The organism is Blastococcus sp. SYSU DS0669 (assembly GCF_054050895.1).
Genome location: NZ_JBJHAE010000037.1, coordinates 1 through 17,380, shown reverse-complemented (window position 1 = coordinate 17,380; position 17,380 = coordinate 1). Strand labels below are relative to the sequence as shown.

General features: G+C 74.0%; 19 protein-coding genes. 2 read left to right on the top strand and 17 right to left on the bottom strand.

Annotated elements, in window-relative coordinates; all coding sequences use genetic code 11:
- Positions 1–165: 165 nt before the first annotated feature.
- The 3 genes from ppdK to dusB all read right to left on the bottom strand — a co-directional run bounded on the left by ppdK (position 166) and on the right by dusB (position 4,621).
- Positions 166–2,865, bottom strand: coding sequence for a pyruvate, phosphate dikinase (gene ppdK, locus ACI792_RS20410; protein WP_456604199.1), 2,700 nt, complete (start codon positions 2,863–2,865; stop codon positions 166–168).
- Positions 2,866–3,023: 158 nt separating this feature from the next.
- The gene (locus ACI792_RS20405; RefSeq protein ID WP_456604198.1) at positions 3,024–3,464 is read right to left on the bottom strand and encodes an Rv0361 family membrane protein; all 441 of its coding nucleotides are present in this window, start codon (positions 3,462–3,464) and stop codon (positions 3,024–3,026) included.
- Positions 3,461–4,621 (bottom strand): tRNA dihydrouridine synthase DusB, encoded by a 1,161-nt coding sequence (gene dusB / locus ACI792_RS20400; RefSeq protein WP_456604197.1) that lies wholly within the window; start codon positions 4,619–4,621, stop codon positions 3,461–3,463. Before dusB ends, ACI792_RS20405 begins: the two co-directional genes overlap by 4 nt.
- Positions 4,622–4,880: 259 nt before the next feature.
- On the opposite strand from dusB, the gene ACI792_RS20395 reads away from it, so the two are divergent.
- A complete protein-coding gene (locus ACI792_RS20395; RefSeq protein ID WP_456604196.1) occupies positions 4,881–5,963 on the top strand; it encodes a type IV toxin-antitoxin system AbiEi family antitoxin domain-containing protein in 1,083 nt (360 codons plus the stop codon).
- 95 nt (positions 5,964–6,058) lie between these two features.
- Here the strand turns inward: ACI792_RS20395 and ACI792_RS20390 are convergent, their stop codons facing one another.
- From ACI792_RS20390 to ACI792_RS20355, 8 genes are all read right to left on the bottom strand, one after another.
- Positions 6,059–7,456 (bottom strand): glycine--tRNA ligase, encoded by a 1,398-nt coding sequence (locus tag ACI792_RS20390; protein WP_456604195.1) that lies wholly within the window; start codon positions 7,454–7,456, stop codon positions 6,059–6,061.
- Positions 7,457–7,529: 73 nt separating this feature from the next.
- Positions 7,530–7,934, bottom strand: coding sequence for an HNH endonuclease (locus ACI792_RS20385; protein ID WP_456604194.1), 405 nt, complete (start codon positions 7,932–7,934; stop codon positions 7,530–7,532).
- Between the two features lie 2 nt (positions 7,935–7,936).
- Positions 7,937–8,212 (bottom strand): antibiotic biosynthesis monooxygenase family protein, encoded by a 276-nt coding sequence (locus ACI792_RS20380; protein ID WP_456582891.1) that lies wholly within the window; start codon positions 8,210–8,212, stop codon positions 7,937–7,939.
- Between the two features lie 70 nt (positions 8,213–8,282).
- Positions 8,283–8,831: a hypothetical protein gene (locus ACI792_RS20375; RefSeq protein WP_456604193.1), complete on the bottom strand. Its 549-nt coding sequence runs from the start codon at positions 8,829–8,831 to the stop codon at positions 8,283–8,285.
- 207 nt (positions 8,832–9,038) lie between these two features.
- A complete protein-coding gene (locus ACI792_RS20370; protein ID WP_456604192.1) occupies positions 9,039–9,791 on the bottom strand; it encodes an isoprenyl transferase in 753 nt (250 codons plus the stop codon).
- Position 9,792: 1 nt separating this feature from the next.
- Complete coding sequence (gene recO, locus ACI792_RS20365; RefSeq protein WP_456604191.1) at positions 9,793–10,581, bottom strand: DNA repair protein RecO; 789 nt, start codon at positions 10,579–10,581, stop codon at positions 9,793–9,795.
- Positions 10,581–11,495 carry a GTPase Era gene (gene era, locus ACI792_RS20360; RefSeq protein WP_456604190.1) on the bottom strand — a complete coding sequence of 305 codons (915 nt, stop codon included), beginning with the start codon at positions 11,493–11,495 and terminating at the stop codon, positions 10,581–10,583. The genes recO and era overlap by 1 nt, the downstream gene beginning before the upstream one ends.
- A gap of 66 nt (positions 11,496–11,561) precedes the next feature.
- Positions 11,562–11,762, bottom strand: a complete 201-nt coding sequence (locus ACI792_RS20355) for a hypothetical protein (protein WP_456604189.1) — start codon at positions 11,760–11,762, stop codon at positions 11,562–11,564.
- A 124-nt stretch (positions 11,763–11,886) separates the two neighbouring features.
- On the opposite strand from ACI792_RS20355, the gene ACI792_RS20350 reads away from it, so the two are divergent.
- Entirely contained in the window at positions 11,887–12,474 is a 588-nt protein-coding gene (locus tag ACI792_RS20350) for a hypothetical protein (RefSeq protein ID WP_456604188.1), read from the top strand.
- Here ACI792_RS20350 and ACI792_RS20345 read toward each other — a convergent pair.
- The 6 genes from ACI792_RS20345 to ACI792_RS20320 form a co-directional block, all read right to left on the bottom strand.
- Positions 12,471–12,803 (bottom strand): cytidine deaminase, encoded by a 333-nt coding sequence (locus tag ACI792_RS20345; RefSeq protein ID WP_236826234.1) that lies wholly within the window; start codon positions 12,801–12,803, stop codon positions 12,471–12,473. The two genes, ACI792_RS20350 and ACI792_RS20345, sit on opposite strands and share 4 nt — an antisense overlap.
- A gap of 81 nt (positions 12,804–12,884) precedes the next feature.
- A complete protein-coding gene (locus ACI792_RS20340; protein ID WP_456604187.1) occupies positions 12,885–14,246 on the bottom strand; it encodes a hemolysin family protein in 1,362 nt (453 codons plus the stop codon).
- Positions 14,243–14,746 (bottom strand): rRNA maturation RNase YbeY, encoded by a 504-nt coding sequence (gene ybeY / locus ACI792_RS20335; RefSeq protein ID WP_456582883.1) that lies wholly within the window; start codon positions 14,744–14,746, stop codon positions 14,243–14,245. Before ybeY ends, ACI792_RS20340 begins: the two co-directional genes overlap by 4 nt.
- A 5-nt stretch (positions 14,747–14,751) precedes the next feature.
- Positions 14,752–15,774, bottom strand: a complete 1,023-nt coding sequence (locus tag ACI792_RS20330) for a PhoH family protein (RefSeq protein WP_456582882.1) — start codon at positions 15,772–15,774, stop codon at positions 14,752–14,754.
- 229 nt (positions 15,775–16,003) lie between these two features.
- Entirely contained in the window at positions 16,004–16,825 is an 822-nt protein-coding gene (locus ACI792_RS20325; protein WP_456582881.1) for an enoyl-CoA hydratase/isomerase family protein, read from the bottom strand.
- 50 nt (positions 16,826–16,875) lie between these two features.
- On the bottom strand, positions 16,876–17,235 hold the full coding sequence (locus ACI792_RS20320; protein ID WP_456604186.1) for a histidine triad nucleotide-binding protein: 360 nt from the start codon (positions 17,233–17,235) through the stop codon (positions 16,876–16,878).
- Positions 17,236–17,380 lie beyond the last annotated feature (145 nt).

Sequence of the window (17,380 nt, the reverse complement as noted above, 5' to 3'; positions counted from 1 at the left end):
CCGCGGCCCCCACCGACACCCCCCCCCGCGCCGCCCCCCCCCCCCCCCGGCGCGGGCCCGCCCCCCCGCCCCCCCCCCCCCCCCCCCCCCCCCCCCCCCCCCCCCCCCCCCCCCCCCCCCCCCCGCGCCGAGCCTGCGAGGCGTGGGGAGCACCCGGGTCCTCGTTCAGGACCCCGCGCGCTCCCCGCCCAGCGCGGCGCGGCCGGCCTCCAGCCGGGCGACGGGCACCCGGAACGGCGAGCAGGAGACGTAGTCCAGGCCGACCTCGTGGAAGAAGTGCACCGAATCCGGGTCGCCGCCGTGCTCGCCGCAGATGCCCAGCTTGAGGTCGGGCCGGGCCGCCCGGCCGCCCTCCGCGCCGATCCGCACGAGCCGGCCGACGCCCTCGCGGTCCAGCGACTCGAACGGCGAGATGCCGAAGATGCCCTTGTCCAGGTACTGGTGGAAGAACGCCGCCTCGACGTCGTCGCGGGAGAAGCCCCACGTCATCTGCGTGAGGTCGTTGGTGCCGAAGGAGAAGAACTCGGCCGATCCGGCGATCTCGCCCGCCGTGAGCGCCGCCCGGGGCACCTCGATCATCGTGCCGATCAGCGGCGTGAGCTCGATGCCGCACGCCTCGCACACCTCGGCGAGCACCCGCTGGGCCTCCTCGCGGATCGCCTCCAGCTCCTGCACCGCGCCGACCAGCGGGATCATGATCTCCGGCCGCGGGTCGCCACCGGCCTGCTTGCGCTCGCAGGCCGCCTCGGCGATCGCCCGCACCTGCATCGCGAACAGGCCGGGGACGACGAGCCCCAGCCGCACGCCGCGCAGCCCGAGCATCGGGTTGGACTCGTGCATGCCGCGGACGGCGGCGAGCAGGCGCAGGTTGCCCTCGTCGGGCTCCCCGCGCTCCTCGGCCAGGGCCACCCGCACGGAGAGCTCGGTGAGGTCGGGCAGGAACTCGTGGAGCGGCGGGTCCAGCAACCGGACGGTGACCGGCAGCCCGTCCATCGCCTCGAAGATCTCCAGGAAGTCCTGCTTCTGCAGCGGCTCCAGCGCGTCCAGCGCCGCCTGCCGCTCCTCCTCGCCGTCGGCCAGGATCAGCTTCTCCACCAGCTGCCGCCGGTCCCCCAGAAACATGTGCTCGGTGCGGCAGAGCCCGATGCCCCGGGCGCCGAACCGGCGGGCGCGGGCGGAGTCCTCCGGGGTGTCGGCGTTGGTGCGCACGTCCAGCCGCCGCACCGCGTCGGCGTGGCTCAGGATCCGGTGCACGCTCCTCACCAGGTCGTCGGCGTCCTCGGACCCGGGGTCGATCTCGCCCTCGAAGTAGCGCACCACCGCCGAGGGCTCCACCGGCACCTCACCCAGCCACACCTTGCCGGTGGAGCCGTCGATGGAGACGACGTCGCCCTCCTCCACGACCGTGCCGTCGGGGGCGGTGAACCTCTTCGCCTTGGTGTCGACCTGCAGTTCCTCGGCGCCGCACACGCAGGTCTTGCCCATGCCCCGGGCGACGACGGCGGCGTGCGAGGTCTTGCCACCGCGGCTGGTCAGCACGCCCTCGGCGGCGATCATCCCGGACAGGTCGTCGGGGTTGGTCTCGCGGCGGACGAGCACGACCTTCTCGCCGCGCCCCGCCCACTGCACCGCCGTCTCCGAGGAGAAGACCGCCCGGCCGACGGCCGCGCCCGGCGAGGCGTTCATGCCCTGCGTCAGCTGCTGGGCGTCGCCGCCGGAGACGAACCGCGGGAACATCAGCTGGGCCAGCTGGTCGCCGGTGACCCGCCGGACCGCCTCGTCCATGTCGATGAGGCCTTCGTCGACCAGCTGGGTGGCGATGCGGAACGCCGCGCCCGCGGTGCGCTTGCCGACGCGGGTCTGCAGCATCCAGAGCTTGTTGCGCTCGATCGTGAACTCGATGTCGCACAGGTCGCCGTAGTGCGACTCCAGCCGCGCCATCGTCGCCATCAGCTCGTCGTAGGCCGCCCGGTCGATCTCGGCCAGGTCGGCCAGGGGCACGGTGTTCCGGATGCCGGCGACGACGTCCTCACCCTGCGCGTTCTGCAGGTAGTCGCCGTACACGCCCTGCGCACCGCTGCCCGGGTCGCGGGTGAAGGCGACCCCGGTGCCGGAGTCCATGCCGAGGTTGCCGAAGACCATCGAGCAGACGTTGACGGCGGTGCCGGCGTCGCCCGGGATGCGCTCCCGACGGCGGTAGACGATCGCGCGGTCGGAGTTCCACGAGTCGAAGACGGCGTTGATCGCCATGTCCATCTGCTCGCGCGGGTCCTGCGGGAAGTCGCGGCCGGTGTGCTCGCGGACGATCGCCTTGAAGCGGTCGACGACGTCGCGCAGGTGCCCGGCGTCGAGGTCGAGGTCCAGGTCGGTGCCCTGCTCGGCCTTCACCGCGTCGAGGGCGTCGTCGAAGAGCTCGCCGTCGATGTCGAGCACGGTCTTGCCGAACATCTGGATCAGCCGGCGGTAGGAGTCCCACGCGAAGCGCTCGCTGCCCGACTGCGCCGCGAGACCCTGGACGGAGTCGTCGTTGAGGCCGACGTTGAGGACGGTCTCCATCATCCCGGGCATGCTCGCCGCCGCCCCCGAGCGGACCGACACCAGCAGCGGGTCGGCCGGGTCGCCGAGGGTCTTGCCCATCGCCTTCTCCAGCGCCGTCAGGTGCTCGCTGACCTGGGCGTCGAGCTCGGGCGGGGTGCCGCCGTGCTCGAGGTAGTAGCGGCAGGCGTCGGTGGTGATGGTGAAGCCCGGCGGCACCGGCAGGCCCAGGTTGGTCATCTCGGCGAGGTTGGCGCCCTTGCCGCCGAGCAGGTCCTTCTGGTCCTTGCTGCCCTCGCTGAAGTCGTAGACCCACTTCACGTCTGCCACCCCGCGCACCTCCGCGTCCGCCCGCTGATCCACATGGGAACAATGCCGTGCGGGGCGGACGTCCTAAACGTCTACCCCCGCGGCGTCCGTCGATCGTGGCGTACCGGAGCGGGCGGCGCGAGCCCCCGTCGGGGTGTCGCGGGATGCGGTTCCGCGGCTCAGCCGATCCCGCAGATGCGCGGGCCGTCCTCGTTGACCACCGCGAGCTGCGCCGATCCGCCGTCGGCCCAGCGGACGGTCACCTGCTGGACCCGTGCGCCCTCGACCGGGTCGTCCCGGACCCCGGCGACCTCGGCCGAGCCGGGCCGGAGGTACTCGGTCTCCATGCCCGTCGCGTCCAGCCGTGCCTGTTCCTCTTCGCACAGCAGCGCGTACGCCGTCTCGGTGTCCCCGGCGGCCAGCGCCGCGTAGAAGACCTGGGTGACCTCGGCCGACTGGTCGGCCGGGGACCCGCGGACCACGTACAGGCCGGCGACCATGCCGCCGGCCAGGAGGACGACGCCGAGGATGCCGGCGATCAGCCAGCCCTGCCGCCGGCGGGGCGTGCCCGTGTGCAGCGGCGCCGGGTCGTCGTCGTAGAGGAAGGGGCCCTGCGTCATCCGCCGCTCGTCTCCAGTTCGGCGCCCACGGGGGGACGCGGGTCGTCGCGGTCGTCGAGCCAGCCCGCGGGCAGGGCGACGGGGCGCGGGGTGCTGGTGCGGCCGCGCGGCGCACCGAGGACGGCGGTCGGGTAGGGCTGGTCGGGGATGCCGGCGAGCAGCCCGGCCAGCTCGTCGAGGCCGCTCACCATCGCCAGCGCCCGCCGGGTGTCCGACCCGACCGAGAAGCCCTTGAGGTACCAGGCCACGTGCTTGCGGAAGTCGGTGCAGCCGTGCAGCTCGCCCTGCTCGGCCGAGAGCAGTTCCGCATGCCGGTGCATGATCGTCGCCACCTCGCGGAAGGTCGGCAGCGCCCGCCGGGGCTCCCCCGCGAAGGCCGCGGCGAGATCGCCGAACAGCCACGGCCGGCCCAGGCACCCGCGGCCGATGACGACGCCGGCGCAGCCGGTCGCGGCGACCATGCGCAGGGCGTCGTCGGCCTCCCAGATGTCGCCGTTCCCCAGCACCGGGATGTCGACGGCCTCCACGAGCCGGGCGATGGGTGCCCAGTCGGCGGTGCCGCTGTAGAGCTGGTCGGCGGTGCGGCCGTGCAGGGTGATCGCCGCGGCGCCCTCGTCCTGGGCGATGCGACCGGCGTCGAGGTAGGTGACGTGGTCGGCGTCGATGCCGATGCGGGTCTTGACCGTGACCGGGACGTCCTTCGCGGCGCGCACGGCCGCGCGCAGGATGTTCTGCAGCAGGACGCGGCGCCAGGGCAGGGCCGAGCCGCCGCCCTTGCGGGTCACCTTGGGCACCGGGCAGCCGAAGTTGAGGTCGATGTGCGCCGGCCGGGTGCCGGCGACGCCCTCGTCGACGAGCATCGCGACGGCGCGCCCGACGGTGGCCGGGTCCACGCCGTAGAGCTGGACGGAGAAGGCGTCCTTCTCGTCGGCGGTCGCGCGGATCATCCGGAGCGTCTTCTCGTTGCGCTCGACGAGCGCCCGCGTGGTGATCATCTCGCAGACGTAGAGGCCGGCACCGAACTCGCGGCACAGCGTCCGGAACGCCGGGTTGGTGATGCCGGCCATGGGTGCGAGCACGACGGCGGGGTCGACGGAGAGCGCCCCAAGCCGCAGCGGCGGCAGGACCGTCGTCGTCGGCTCCAGCGTGGCGGTCATGCCACCCAGAGTAGGTGGCGACCTGCGTTCCCCCCGCTGCCCGGGCGGGTGATCTCCCTCCTCGTGGGCGGCGCCGCAGCGTCCCCGGGTTGACCCGCGCGAGGCGGGGTTGAGCCGCGATCCCCCGCGGCTCGACCTCACCTCACCCGGGTGGAGCCGCATCCGCCGAGGGCAGGACCGCGTCTCCACACCGCGCCGGCTTTGCACAGACTTCCTCGCGCCGCCCACACGCCCGGTCTGCGGGCCCACCATCGGGGGCGTGCTCCGGACCGCCGCCGCTCCCCTCTCCGCCACCGAAAACGGCCGACGCCGGCTCGGGATCCTGCCCCCCTCCGAGCTCACCGCGGCCGGGGTCACCCGCGCCGAGATCGCCGGTGCCGTCCGCAGCGGCACCTGGATCCGGTTGCGGCCCGGCATCCTGATCTCCGCGGCCGATCTCGCGGAGGTGGAGCGCACCGGGCGACGCCCCGGCCTCGACGCGCTCGCCGTGGTCACCCGCCTGGCACGTCCGTCCGCCGTCCTCAGCGGTGCGACGGCCGCGTGGGTGTGGGGCCTGCCCCGACCCCGGTCGGCCACCTCGGTGGTGGAGCTGACCGACCCGCACCGGTGGCGGCGCGGTCAGAGCTGGCTGATGACACGGGCAGCACTCCCGGAGGACGAGGTCGCCGTGCGCGGCGCCTACCCGGTGACGACGGTGGCCCGGACGCTGGCCGACGTCGCCCGCGCCTGGTCCGAGGTGCACGCCGTCGCCGCCACGGATGCGGCCTTGCTGCGCGGCCTGACCACCCGGGCGGAGCTTCAGCGCGTCCTGGAGCGGCAGTCCTGCGTCCCTGGCATCCCTCGCGCGGTCCGCGCGGTCCGGTTGGCCGACGGCCGCGCCGAGTCGTGGCTGGAGACGTTCGGCCGACTGACGTTCGCCGCGCTCGGCCTGCCGCCGTTCGTCCCGCAGGTCGAGCTCTGGGTCGGCGGACGGCTGGTGAAGGTCGTCGACGGCTGGTACCCCGAGGCTGCACTCGCGGTCGAGTTCGACGGCCGGGTCAAGTATGAACAGCCGGCGTTCGGGCGGAGCCCCGCCGAGGAGCTGTGGCGGGAGAAGCGGGACGAGGACCTGCTGCGGTCCCTCGGTGTCGGGTTCGTGCGCGTCGCCGCCGCCGACCTCTCCAGCGGACGGCGGGCGCTCGAGCAGCAGGTCCGGCGTCAGCTCGACCGCCCGACCCCGGCGGTGCCGGAGTTCGTGACTGTTCCCCGGGCCGCGGGTCGGGCGCGGACCGAGGCACCGCTCGACGACGGCTGGCTGGCCCGGGTCGACGACCTGGTCGGCGCCGACTCCTCACCGGCTTGACCCGTGTGCGGCAGGGTGGGGCCGCGGGCGCATGTGGCCCCACCCCGTCCCGCCTGGCTCGAGCCGGACGGGACGGGACGGGCCGGGTCAGGCCGTCAGCAGCCCGGAAGCCGCGCCGCCAGGTAGGACTCGACCTGGTCCAGCGCCACGCGCTCCTGGCTCATCGAGTCGCGCTCGCGGATGGTCACCGCCTGGTCCTCGAGGGTGTCGAAGTCGACGGTGAGGCAGAACGGCGTCCCGACCTCGTCCTGGCGCCGGTACCGGCGGCCGATGGCACCGGCGTCGTCGAAGTCGACGTTCCAGTTCCGGCGCAGCGCGGCCGCGAGGTCACGGGCCTTCGGCGAGAGGTCGGCGTTGCGCGACAGCGGCAGGACGGCGGCCTTCACCGGGGCCAGCCGCGGGTCGAGCCTGAGCACCGTGCGGGTGTCGACGCCCCCCTTGGCGTTGGGCGCCTCGTCCTCGGTGTAGGCCTCGATGAGGAAGGCCATCAGCGAGCGGGTCAGCCCGGCCGCCGGCTCGATCACGTACGGCGTCCAGCGGGTGTTGCTCGCCTGGTCGAAGTAGGACAGGTCGGTGCCCGAGTGCTGGGTGTGCGTCGAGAGGTCGAAGTCGGTGCGGTTGGCGATGCCCTCGAGCTCGCCCCACTCCGAGCCCTGGAACCCGAACCGGTACTCGATGTCGACGGTGCGCTTCGAGTAGTGGGAGAGCTTCTCCTTGGCGTGCTCGTAGTGCCGCAGGTTCTCCGGGGCGATGCCCAGGTCGGTGTACCAGCGGGTGCGCTCGTCGATCCAGTACTGGTGCCACTCCTCGTCGGTGCCGGGCTCGACGAAGAACTCCATCTCCATCTGCTCGAACTCGCGGGTGCGGAAGATGAAGTTGCCGGGGGTGATCTCGTTGCGGAACGACTTGCCGATCTGGCCGATGCCGAACGGGGGCTTCTTCCGCGCGGCACCCATCACGTTGGCGAAGTTGACGAAGATGCCCTGTGCGGTCTCCGGGCGCAGGTAGTGCAGCCCCGACTCGTCCTCGACCGGGCCGAGGTAGGTCTTGAGCATCATGTTGAAGTCGCGCGGCTCGGTCCAGGCGCCCTTCGTGCCGCAGTTCGGGCAGGCGATGTCGGCCAGGCCGTTCTCCGGGGCCCGGCCCTTCCGCGACTCGAACTCCTCCTCGAGGTGGTCCGCGCGGAACCGCTTGTGGCAGCTCTGGCACTCGGTGAGCGGGTCGGTGAAGACGCCGACGTGGCCCGAGGCGACCCAGGTCTGGCGGGGCAGGATCACCGAGGAGTCCAGGCCGACGATGTCGTCCCGGCTCTGGACGACGGTGCGCCACCACTGGCGCTTGATGTTCTCCTTGAGCTCCACGCCCAGCGGGCCGTAGTCCCAGGCGGAGCGCGTACCGCCGTAGATCTCCCCGGACGGGAACACGAAGCCCCGTCGCTTGCAGAGGTTGACGACCTTGTCGAGGCGGGCGGCGTCGTGCTTGGCGGTGCTCACGGGGAGGGGGCTCCATCCGGCTGGCGGTCGGCGGTTGACCCGCCCACGGTAGTTGGCCGGGAGAGTGCCCCGGTCAGTCGGTGGCCGCGGCCGCCCGCTCGGACGCCTCGGGGCAGAACAGCAGCGCCAGCGAGGCCCGGATCTCGGCCTGGCGCACGAGGAAGGCCCGCTCGTCGAGCCGCTTGCGCCGCAGCCACCCCGTCACCTCGTCGTCGCGCTTGCTGGCGTTGCAGGAGCCGCAGGCCGGGACGACGTTGCCGAACGTGTAGCGCCCGCCCCGCGAGATCGGGAGCACGCAGTCGCGCTGCAGCGGCCGGCCGGTGGCCCCGCAGTAGGCGCAGCCACCCCAGGCGTGCTCCAGCGCGGCCCACTGCGCGTCGCTCAGGTCGTGCTCGACGGCGTCCATGCGGCGCTTGCGCCGGCGGGCGTACCGGGCGGTGCGGGTGCGGCTGACCACGACCCGACCGTAGGCGCTCACCGTCACTCGGTCAGGTAGGCGCCCGGCTCGTCGAGGGCGTGCACCCAGACCGGCGCGCCGGCGATCTTCACCTCGGCCGCCGAGAGCCCCCGCCGGTAGGCGCCGACGCCGTCCCAGCGGGTCACGAGCGCCCACAGGGTCGGGTCGTCGGCCGCCCGGCCGAGCTCACCGCCCCGGAACCCCGGGCGGGCGGCCAGCGCCGCCAGCAAGCCCGTCACCGCCTCTTCGCAGGCGTCCGCCTCGTCGGCGCTCACCCGCAGCCGCGTCACCGCGAACACCCGTGCTCCCCCCGTCCGGTCTCCGCACAGCATGATCCCTCGCCGCCCCGCGGGGGCGGCGCCCCGCCGGTCAGTAGAAGTCGCAGACCGTGCCGTCGGCGTCGACGTAGACGTACAGCAGGAACTGCTCGCCGTCGTCGAGGTCAAGGGTGAACGAGGCCAGGTCGGTCGCCGACTCGGGCTGGTGCTCGACCCCGTCGAAGGTGCCGCCGGTGAACCCGTGCCCGCTGAGGGTGTCGGAGTAGAAGTAGTCGCCCAGCACCAGCGCCGGGTCACCGCCGTCCGCCACACCGGCCGCGGCCTCCTGCACGTCCTCGCAGGAGAGGTCGTAGGCGGTCTGGAAGTCGCCCTCCGCCATCGCCTGCACCCAGGCGAGGGCGACGTCCCCGGACCCTGGGTAGAGCCCGCCGTCCGCGACGACGGGCGCGGAGAGCCGCGCTCCCCCGGGCAGCGGACCGGTACCGCCGAGGGAGCCCACGGACGACGGGGCCGACGCCTCCTGCCCCGCACCGGTCAGCTCCGCGCTGCGCCGCTCGGCGTCGCCGCCCAGCAGGACGACCAGCAGCGTGCCCAGACCGGCGACCAGCAGTAACGCGGCGCCGATCAGCCAGGGCAGCAACGTCCGCTTCCTCGGACGACCGGCCGGCGGGCGCCCCGGGCCGCCGGACGCGGTCGAGCCGTGCGGACGCGGCCCGTGCCGTCCGGCCGGGTCGGGGGGCCCGGCCGGGTGCCCCCGGGGAGGTGGCTGCGTCATGGCACCCACCCTCCTGCTCGGGACCTCGGCCGGGTCCGTCCGGCTGCGCAGACACCGTACGTCCGCGTGGGGTCAGGCGGAACCGAACCGGCGCTGCCGGGAGGCGAACTCCTCGCACGCCGCCCACAGGTGCCGCCGGTCGAAGTCGGGCCAGAGCGTGTCGAGGAAGACGAACTCGGCGTACGCCGACTGCCACAGCAGGAAGTTGCTGGTCCGGTTCTCACCCGAGCTGCGCACGAAGAGGTCGACGTCCTCCATGTCGGGCTCGTCGAGGAACCGGGCGACCGTGGACTCGTCGACCTTGTCCGGGCTCAGCCGCCCGGCGGCGACCTCGCGGGCGATCGCGGCCGCGGCGTCGGCGATCTCCGCGCGCCCGCCGTAGTTCACGCACATGGTGAGGGTGAGGACGTCGTTGTCCCGGGTGAGCTCCTCGGCGATCTCGAGCTCCTTGATGACGCTGCGCCACAGCCGTGGCCGCCGCCCGGCCCAGCGCACGCGCACCCCCAGCTCGTGCATCTCGTCGCGGCGCCGGCGGATCACGTCACGGTTGAAGCCCATGAGGAAGCGCACCTCGTCGGGGCTGCGCCGCCAGTTCTCGGTGGAGAACGCGTACGCGCTGATCGCCTTGACGCCCAGCTCTATCGCGCCCTCCACGCAGTCGAACAGCGAGGACTCCCCCGCCTCGTGCCCGGCGGTGCGGGGCAGGCCCCGCTGCTTGGCCCACCGCCCGTTGCCGTCCATGACCAGGGCGATGTGCCGGGGCACCTTGTCCTCCGGCAGCTGCGGGGGGCGGACGCCGGACGGGTGCGGGTTCGGCGGCTTCACCTCACGCTCCATGCAGCAGGCTCATCTCCCGGCGGGGTGCCGACTCGGTCCGGTCCACCAGCGGCAGCGAGCGCAGCCCGCGCTCCAGGTGCCACTGCAGCAGCGCGGCGACCAGCCCGCTGCCCTCGCGCCGGTTGATGCCCTGGCTGGCGTCGGCGCGGCCCCAGTCGCCGGTCAGGAGCGCGTCGAGCAGCTCGATGGTGACCGGGCTCGGCATGGCCGACCCGGTGGGGCGGCAGGACGGGCAGACGGTGCCGCCGGCGGGCACCGAGAAGTGCCGGTGCGGGCCGGCCTCGCCGCAGCGGGCGCAGTCGGCCAGCGCCGGCTCCCAGCCGGCGACCGACATCGCCCGCAGCAGGAAGGCGTCGAGCACCAGCGGCGCCGGGTGGGACTGCTCCCCCAGCGCCCGCAGCGCCCCGATCACGAGGAGGAACAGCCGGAGCGAGGGCTCCTTCTCCTCCGCGGTGAGCCGGTCGGCGGTCTCCAGGACGGCGGTGCCGGCGGTGTAGGCCGGGTAGTCGGCCACGATCTCCTGACCGTAGGACCGGATGGACTCCGCCTGGCTCACGATGTCGAGGCTGCGCCCGGTGTACAGCTGCAGGTCGACGTGGGTGAACGGCTCCAGGCGCGCGCCGAACTTGCTCTTGGTGCGGCGCACGCCCTTGGCCACCGCGCGCACCTTGCCGTGCCGGCGGGTGAGCACGGTGATGATGCGATCGGCCTCGCCGAGCTTCTGGGTGCGCAGGACGATGCCCTCGTCCCGGTACAGCGCCTTGGGGGTGTGTGCCATCAGTAGCCGAGCCGGTTGAGCTTCTTCGGGTCGTCCTGCCACTCCCCCAGGACGGTGACGTGCAGCTCCAGGTGCACGCGCGCCCCCAGCAGCGCCTCCATGCCCTGGCGGGCCTCGGTGCCGATCGCCTTGATGATCGACCCGCCCCTGCCGAGCAGCATCGGCTTCTGGCTGGGCCGCTCGCAGTGCAGCAGCGCGTGCACCTCGACCAGCTCGCGCCCGGGCTGCTTGGGGTCGGGACGGCGGTTCAGCTCCTCGATGGTGACCGCGAGCGAGTGCGGCACCTCCTGGAACACCTTCTCCAGCGCCGCCTCGCGCACCAGCTCGGCGAGCTGCCGCTCGGTGTCCTCGTCGGTGGTCTGCGCGTGCGGGTACAGCGGCGGCCCCTCCGGCAGCAGGCCCACCAGGAGGTCCTCCAGGAGCTCCACCTGGTCGCCCTTCACCGCGCTGACCGGCACCACCTCGGCGGCCTCGACCAGCTGGCTGGCCGCGATCAGCTGCTCGGCCACGTGCTTCTTCGCCGCGGCGTCGGTCTTGGTGACCACGACCACCACCGGCGCCTTGACCTCCTGCAGCTGGCGGGCGATGTAGCGGTCGCCGGTGCCGACGGGCTGGTCGGCCGGGACGCAGAAGACGACCACGTCGACGTCGGCCAGCGTGTCGCGGACGACGTCGTTGAGCCGGCGGCCCAGCAGGCTCTTGGGCTTGTGCAGCCCCGGGGTGTCGACCAGCACGACCTGGCCGCCGGGCCGGTGGACGACGCCGCGGATGGCGTGCCGGGTCGTCTGCGGCCGGTTGCTCACGATGCCGACCTTCTCGCCGACCATCGCGTTGGTCAGCGTGGTCTTGCCGGCGTTGGGGCGACCGACCAGGGCCACGAAGCCACTGCGGTACGGCTGGTCAGGGTCGGTCACGGCCGCCAGTCTCCCACCGGGAGCCGACAACGCCGCGCCCGGCGTGCGGGGCGCCGCGCCGGGCGGTCAGGACCAGGGGCGGCCCGCCCGCTCGCGCCGTCCGGCGTCGAGGCGGCCGAGCTCCCGGGCACCGGCCAGCACGTCCTCCACCAGCCACCGCCCGGCCTCCGGCCAGGACGCGGGCCGCGCGTCGCGGCGCCGGCGGGCGGGCCCCGCCAGGGTCCGCAGCGCCACGACGACGAGGAGCAGGAAGAGCAACGTGGTCACCCCTCCACGATCCCCCGGTGCCCGGCCCCGGGGAAGTGGCAGCGACGACGTCGTCCGCAACGATCCTGCCAGCGGTCACGGTCCCCGGCCCTCGGCGTCGAGCGTGGCTGGGAAGATCGGCACCGTGGCAGGACGACAGCGGAACAGGGCCCGGCCACCCCGGGCTGCGGCCGAGCGCGCGCGGCGGCTGCACGCCGAGCAGGTGCGTGGCCACCGCTTCGTCGCCGGCTGGGGCCCGAAGCGGTCGGCGACCGTCGTCCCCGCTCCGCTGCGCTACTGGCAGTACCGGCCCGGGGGTCCGTACGCGGCCGGCGCGGCCGTGCTCGTCGTCGTCCTGTGGCTGGGGCTGTTCGGCTGGCTCGCCGGGTCGGACGCCGTGCGCGACGAGCTACCGCTGGCCCTCGTCGCCGGGATCGCGGTGTACGTGCTGAACGCCCGGCGGGTCACCGTCACCGACCACGGGCTCTCGTTCGACGTGGCCGGGAGCCGCACCGATCCGGCGGCCGTCATCCCCTCGACGCTGGTGCAGGCGGTGCACGTCGGCCGCGCCCCGGCGGACTGGCCGCGTCCGGAGAAGCGCGGCGGGTGGCTGCCGGGCCGCAGCCGGGTCGCCGTCCGGTACCTCGACGACGACGGCGAGCGGGCCCTGAGTCTCTGGGTGCGGGACCCGGCCGCGTTCGCCGACTCCCTCGGCGTGCCGCTGACCGGTTAGGCCGAGGCGCGCAGGGCGCCGTCGGGCCCGGCCAGGTGCACCGGGGCACCGGCGGTGAGGTCGCGGACGGCGGCCAGGCCGGCGGGCTCCACGGCCTCGGCCGCGGAGACGACGACGGCGGCCTCCAGCCCCTCGACCCCGCTGGAGACGGCGGCGGCGACGGCGGCCTGGAGCGCGGTGAGGGTCAGCGAGGGCAGCGCCACGCTCGCGGCCACGTAGGTGCGGCCGTCCGTGTCGCGCACCGCGGCGCCCTCGGTGGCGCCGGTGCGGGCGCGCGCCGAGCGGGCCAGCGTCACGAGCTTCGCGTCCTCGGGGTGCAGATCAGCCACAGAGTCATCCTCGTCCGGTGGGTCGGCCCTCCTGCAGGGGCCCGCCGCGAGCCTGGAGGGGTGGGGCGGGAGGGTCCTGTGTCAGCCTTCCACCACGCCGGCCGGCTGCTCCGCGCGGGTGGCCCCCGAAGGGTGCGGCTCCTCGGTGGGCTCCTCGCCGTCCTCCGACGGCTCGGGCAACCGGCAGACCAGCAGCGTGTCGATGCGGTTGCGCCGCCCGCCGGTGCTCTCGGCGACCAGGCGCAGCCCGCCGACCTCGGCCGCGGCCCCCTCGATCGGCACCCGCCCGAGCTCCCGGGCGAGCAGGCCCCCGACGGTCTCGACGTCGTCGTCCTCGGGCAGCTCCACGCCCGGGAACAGGTGGGCGAGGTCCTGCACCGGCAGCCGGGCGGTGATCCGCGCCGAGCCGTCCTCGAGGTGCTCGATCTCCGGCCGCTGGAAGGCGTCGTGCTCGTCGGCGATCTCGCCCACGATCTCCTCGAGGATGTCCTCGATGGTCACCAGGCCGGCGAAGCCGCCGTACTCGTCGACCACGATCGCGATGTGGATGCGGGCGGCCTGCATGTCGCGCAGCAGCTCGTCGACGGGCTTGGACTCCGGCACGAACGTCGGCGGGCGCATCAGCTCCTCGACCTTGGGCCCGTTGCGGTCCTGCGTGTTCTGCGAGCGGCGGACCAGGTCCTTGAGGTAGACGACACCGACGACGTCGTCCACGTTCTCGCCGATGACCGGGATGCGGCTGAAGCCGCTGCGCAGCGCGAGGGCCAGGGCCTGGCGCACGGTCTTGGTGCGCTCTATCCAGACGACGTCGGTGCGCGGGACCATGACCTCGCGGGCGATCGTGTCGCCCAGCTCGAACACCGAGTGGATCATGTTGCGCTCGCCGGACTCCACGACGCCGCGCTCCTCGGCCATGTCGACCAGCTCGCGCAGCTCCACCTCCGAGGAGAAGGGGCCGTCGCGGAAGCCGCGCCCGGGGGTGATCGCGTTGCCGACCAGGATCAGCAGGCTGGCGACGGGCCCGAGCACGCGGCCCAGCAACCGGACGATCCCCGCCGTGGCCAGCGCCGTGCCGTACGCGTGCTGGCGGCCCAGGGTGCGGGGGCCCACGCCGACCAGCACGTAGCTGACCACGGTCATCACGCCCGCCGCCGCCAGCACCGCCTGCAGCGTGCTGTCCCACAGGTCGAAGAAGAGCAGCGCCACGATGACCGCGGCGACCATCTCGCAGAGGATCCGCAGCAGCAGGAGCAGCGAGACGTGCCGCGCCCGGTCGGCGACGACCTGCTCCAGGCCCGCGGCCCGCTTCACGCCGTCGCGGCGGAGCTCCTCCACGCGCGCCTTCGAGACCCGCTGGAGGGCCGCCTCCATCGCGCCGAACAGACCGGCGAGAGGGATGAGGCAGATGGCGACCACCAGGTTGGTGATCGCGCCGGCAGTCATCGGGAACCGGTCTCCTTGGCCACCGGCGCACCGGTCACCGGCTCGCGCGGAGCGGCCCGCCAGGCGTCGATGAGCTTGCCCTGGAGGCCGAACATCTCCTTCTCCTCCTCGGGCTCCATGTGGTCGTAGCCCAGCAGGTGGAGCACGCCGTGGGTGGCCAGCAGCACCAGCTCGTCGTCCATCGAGTGACCGGCGGCGCGGGCCTGCCGGACGGCGACGGAGGGGCACAGCACGATGTCGCCGAGCAGGGCGGGGCCGGGCTCGGGGTCGTCGGGCCGGCCGCTGTCGAACTCGTCCATGGGGAAGGCCAGCACGTCGGTGGGGCCCTTCTCGCCCATCCACCGCTCGTGCAGGCTGCTCATGTAGTCGGGGTCGACGCACAGCACGGAGAGCTCGGCCATCGGGTTGATCTTCATCTCGCCCAGCACGAACCGGCAGACGCCGGCCAGCTCGGCCTCGTCCACGGCGATCTCGGACTCGTTGGACACCTCGACGGGCACGTCGGTCAGCTCCCCTGCCGGCGCGGTCGGGACGTGCGGGCCGGCGCCGCGCCGGCGGCCGATCGGCTCGTGGGTGCCTGCCGGGTGGCGTCCCAGCGCTCGTAGGCGTCGACGATGTCGCCGACGAGCCGGTGGCGGACGACGTCGGTGCTGGTCAGGTTGGCGAAGTGGACGTCCTCGATGCCGTCGAGGATCTCGCGGACGATCTTCAGCCCGCTCTGGGCGCCGCCGGGCAGGTCGACCTGCGTGACGTCACCGGTGACGACGATCTTGGATCCGAAGCCGAGCCGGGTGAGGAACATCTTCATCTGCTCGGCGGTGGTGTTCTGCGCCTCGTCGAGGATGACGAACGCGTCGTTCAGGGTCCTTCCCCTCATGTACGCCAGCGGCGCGACCTCGATGGTGCCCGACTGCATCAGCCGCGGGATCGACTCCGGGTCGACCATGTCGTGCAGCGCGTCGTAGAGCGGCCGCAGGTAGGGGTCGATCTTCTCGCTCAGCGTCCCGGGCAGGTAGCCCAGCCGCTCGCCGGCCTCGACGGCCGGGCGGGTCAGGATGATCCGGTTGACCTGCTTGGTCGTCAGCGCCTGGACCGCCTTGGCCATCGCCAGGTAGGTCTTGCCGGTACCGGCCGGGCCGATGCCGAAGACGACGGTGTGCTCGTCGATGGCGTCGACGTAGCGCTTCTGGTTCAGCGTCTTCGGCCGGATGGTGCGGCCGCGCCGGCTGATGATGTCCAGGCTCAGCACGTCGGCCGGACGCTCGTCGCCCCCGGCCTTGAGCATGCCGATGACGCGGCGCACCGAGTCCGGTCGCAGCACCTGGCCGGTGCCGATCAGCGCGATCAGCTCGTCGAAGACGCGGACGGCGAAGGCGTTGTCGGCCGGCTGCCCGGTGACGGCGATCTCGTTGCCGCGCACGTGGACGTCGGCGTCGAGGCCGGCCTCCACGAGCCGGAGCAGCTCGTCGCCCGAGCCGAGGAGGGCGACCATCGGGACGCCGTCGGGAACGGTGATGGTGGTCCGCACGGGAGGGACGGACGGGGCGGGCGGACCGGCGAGCGCGCCGTCCGCCGCGGCGGCCTGTGCCGAGGCCTCACGCGACGTGGGCGCTCCTGGCACGGGGACGTTCGGGGAGGTGTCGGGCAAGAACCCTCGACCCTGCCTTCCTGCGACGGTGAGGTGCGGGGATCCGCACCGGTGACCCGATCGACTCTACCTGCGCGCGGACGTCCGGAACCTGGCTCGCCCGAAGGGGTCAGCGACCGGTGTAGGTCGCCTTGCCCGGCCCCTCCGTCAGGAAGGAGGCGACGGCGCCGCGGAGGTCCTCGGTGGCGAACAGCGGCCCGGAGATCTCCGGCACCAGCGCGTCGGCCGCGCGGGCCCCCTCGCGCACCGCCACGGTCGCCAGCCGCTTGGTGGCGGCGTGCGCCACCGTGGGCCCGGCGGCGACCCGGCGCGCGTACTCGCGGGCCGCCTCGGCGAAGCCCTCGTCGGGGAGCACCCGGTTCACCACGTTCCACCGCTCCAGGACGGCGGCCGGGTAGCGCTCGCCGGTGTAGATGAGCTCCTTGGCCCGGGCCGGCCCGGCCCGCTCGGCCAGCCGCTGGGGCCCACCCATCGAGGGCGTGAGGCCGACCACGATCTCCACGAGGCCGAACGAGGCCTTCTCCGCGGCCAGCAGGATGTCGCAGGAGAGGGCCAGCTCGAAGGCGGCGGTGAGGCAGAGCCCGTGCGCGGCGAAGACGGTGGGTACGGGCAGGTCCTCGAAGGCGTTCGCGACGCGAAGCAACCGCGCCCACAGCTCCCCGCCCCGGCCGGCCGGGTCGGGCCCCTCGGCGATGTCCCGGAAGTAGGTGACGTCGACCCCGCCGGAGACGACCTTGCCGCGCGCCTCGACCAGCACGGCGCGGGCCCGGTCGGCCCGTGCCGGGTCGGTGAGCTCGACCAGCTCGCCGGCCACCGCCTCCATCGCGTCGAACGTCGCGGCGTCGAAGAGGTTCAGCGGCGGGTTCTCCAGCACGACGACGGCGACGTCGCCGTCGCGCTCGATGCGGAGGGGCGCGGTGCTCTCGGTCATGGGCCCACCTTCTCAGGCGGTCCGGGATCCCGGGACGGGGGCCGTGCCGCTCAGCCCGGCGGCCAGCCGAGGTCGCGGCCGCCCAGCACGTGGAGGTGGACGTGGTGGACCGTCTGCCCGGCCGCCGGCCCGGTGTTCGCCACCAGCCGGTACCCGGGCTCGGCGCCGTCGCCGGTCACCAGGCCCTCCTGCCGGGCCACCGCGTGCGCGGCGGCCACGACCTCGCCCATCAACGCGGGGTCGGCCTCGGCGAGAGCGCCCGCGGTCGGGTGGTGCTCGGTGGGGATGACCAGGACGTGCGTCGCGGCCTGCGGGTTGATGTCGCGGAAGGCGAGCACCCGCTCGGTCCGGTGGACGACGTCGGCGGGGATCTCACCGGACACCATGCGGCAGAACAGGCAGTCGGTCACGCCCCGCACCCTAGGAGGACCCCCGTGCCCCCCACCACTCGCTGCGCTCGCGGCGGGACCCTGCACGGGGGCCGTTCCAGCACGTCACCGCCCCCCCCCCCCCCCCCCCCCCCCCCCCCCCCCCCCCCCGGCCGGGCCATATCTG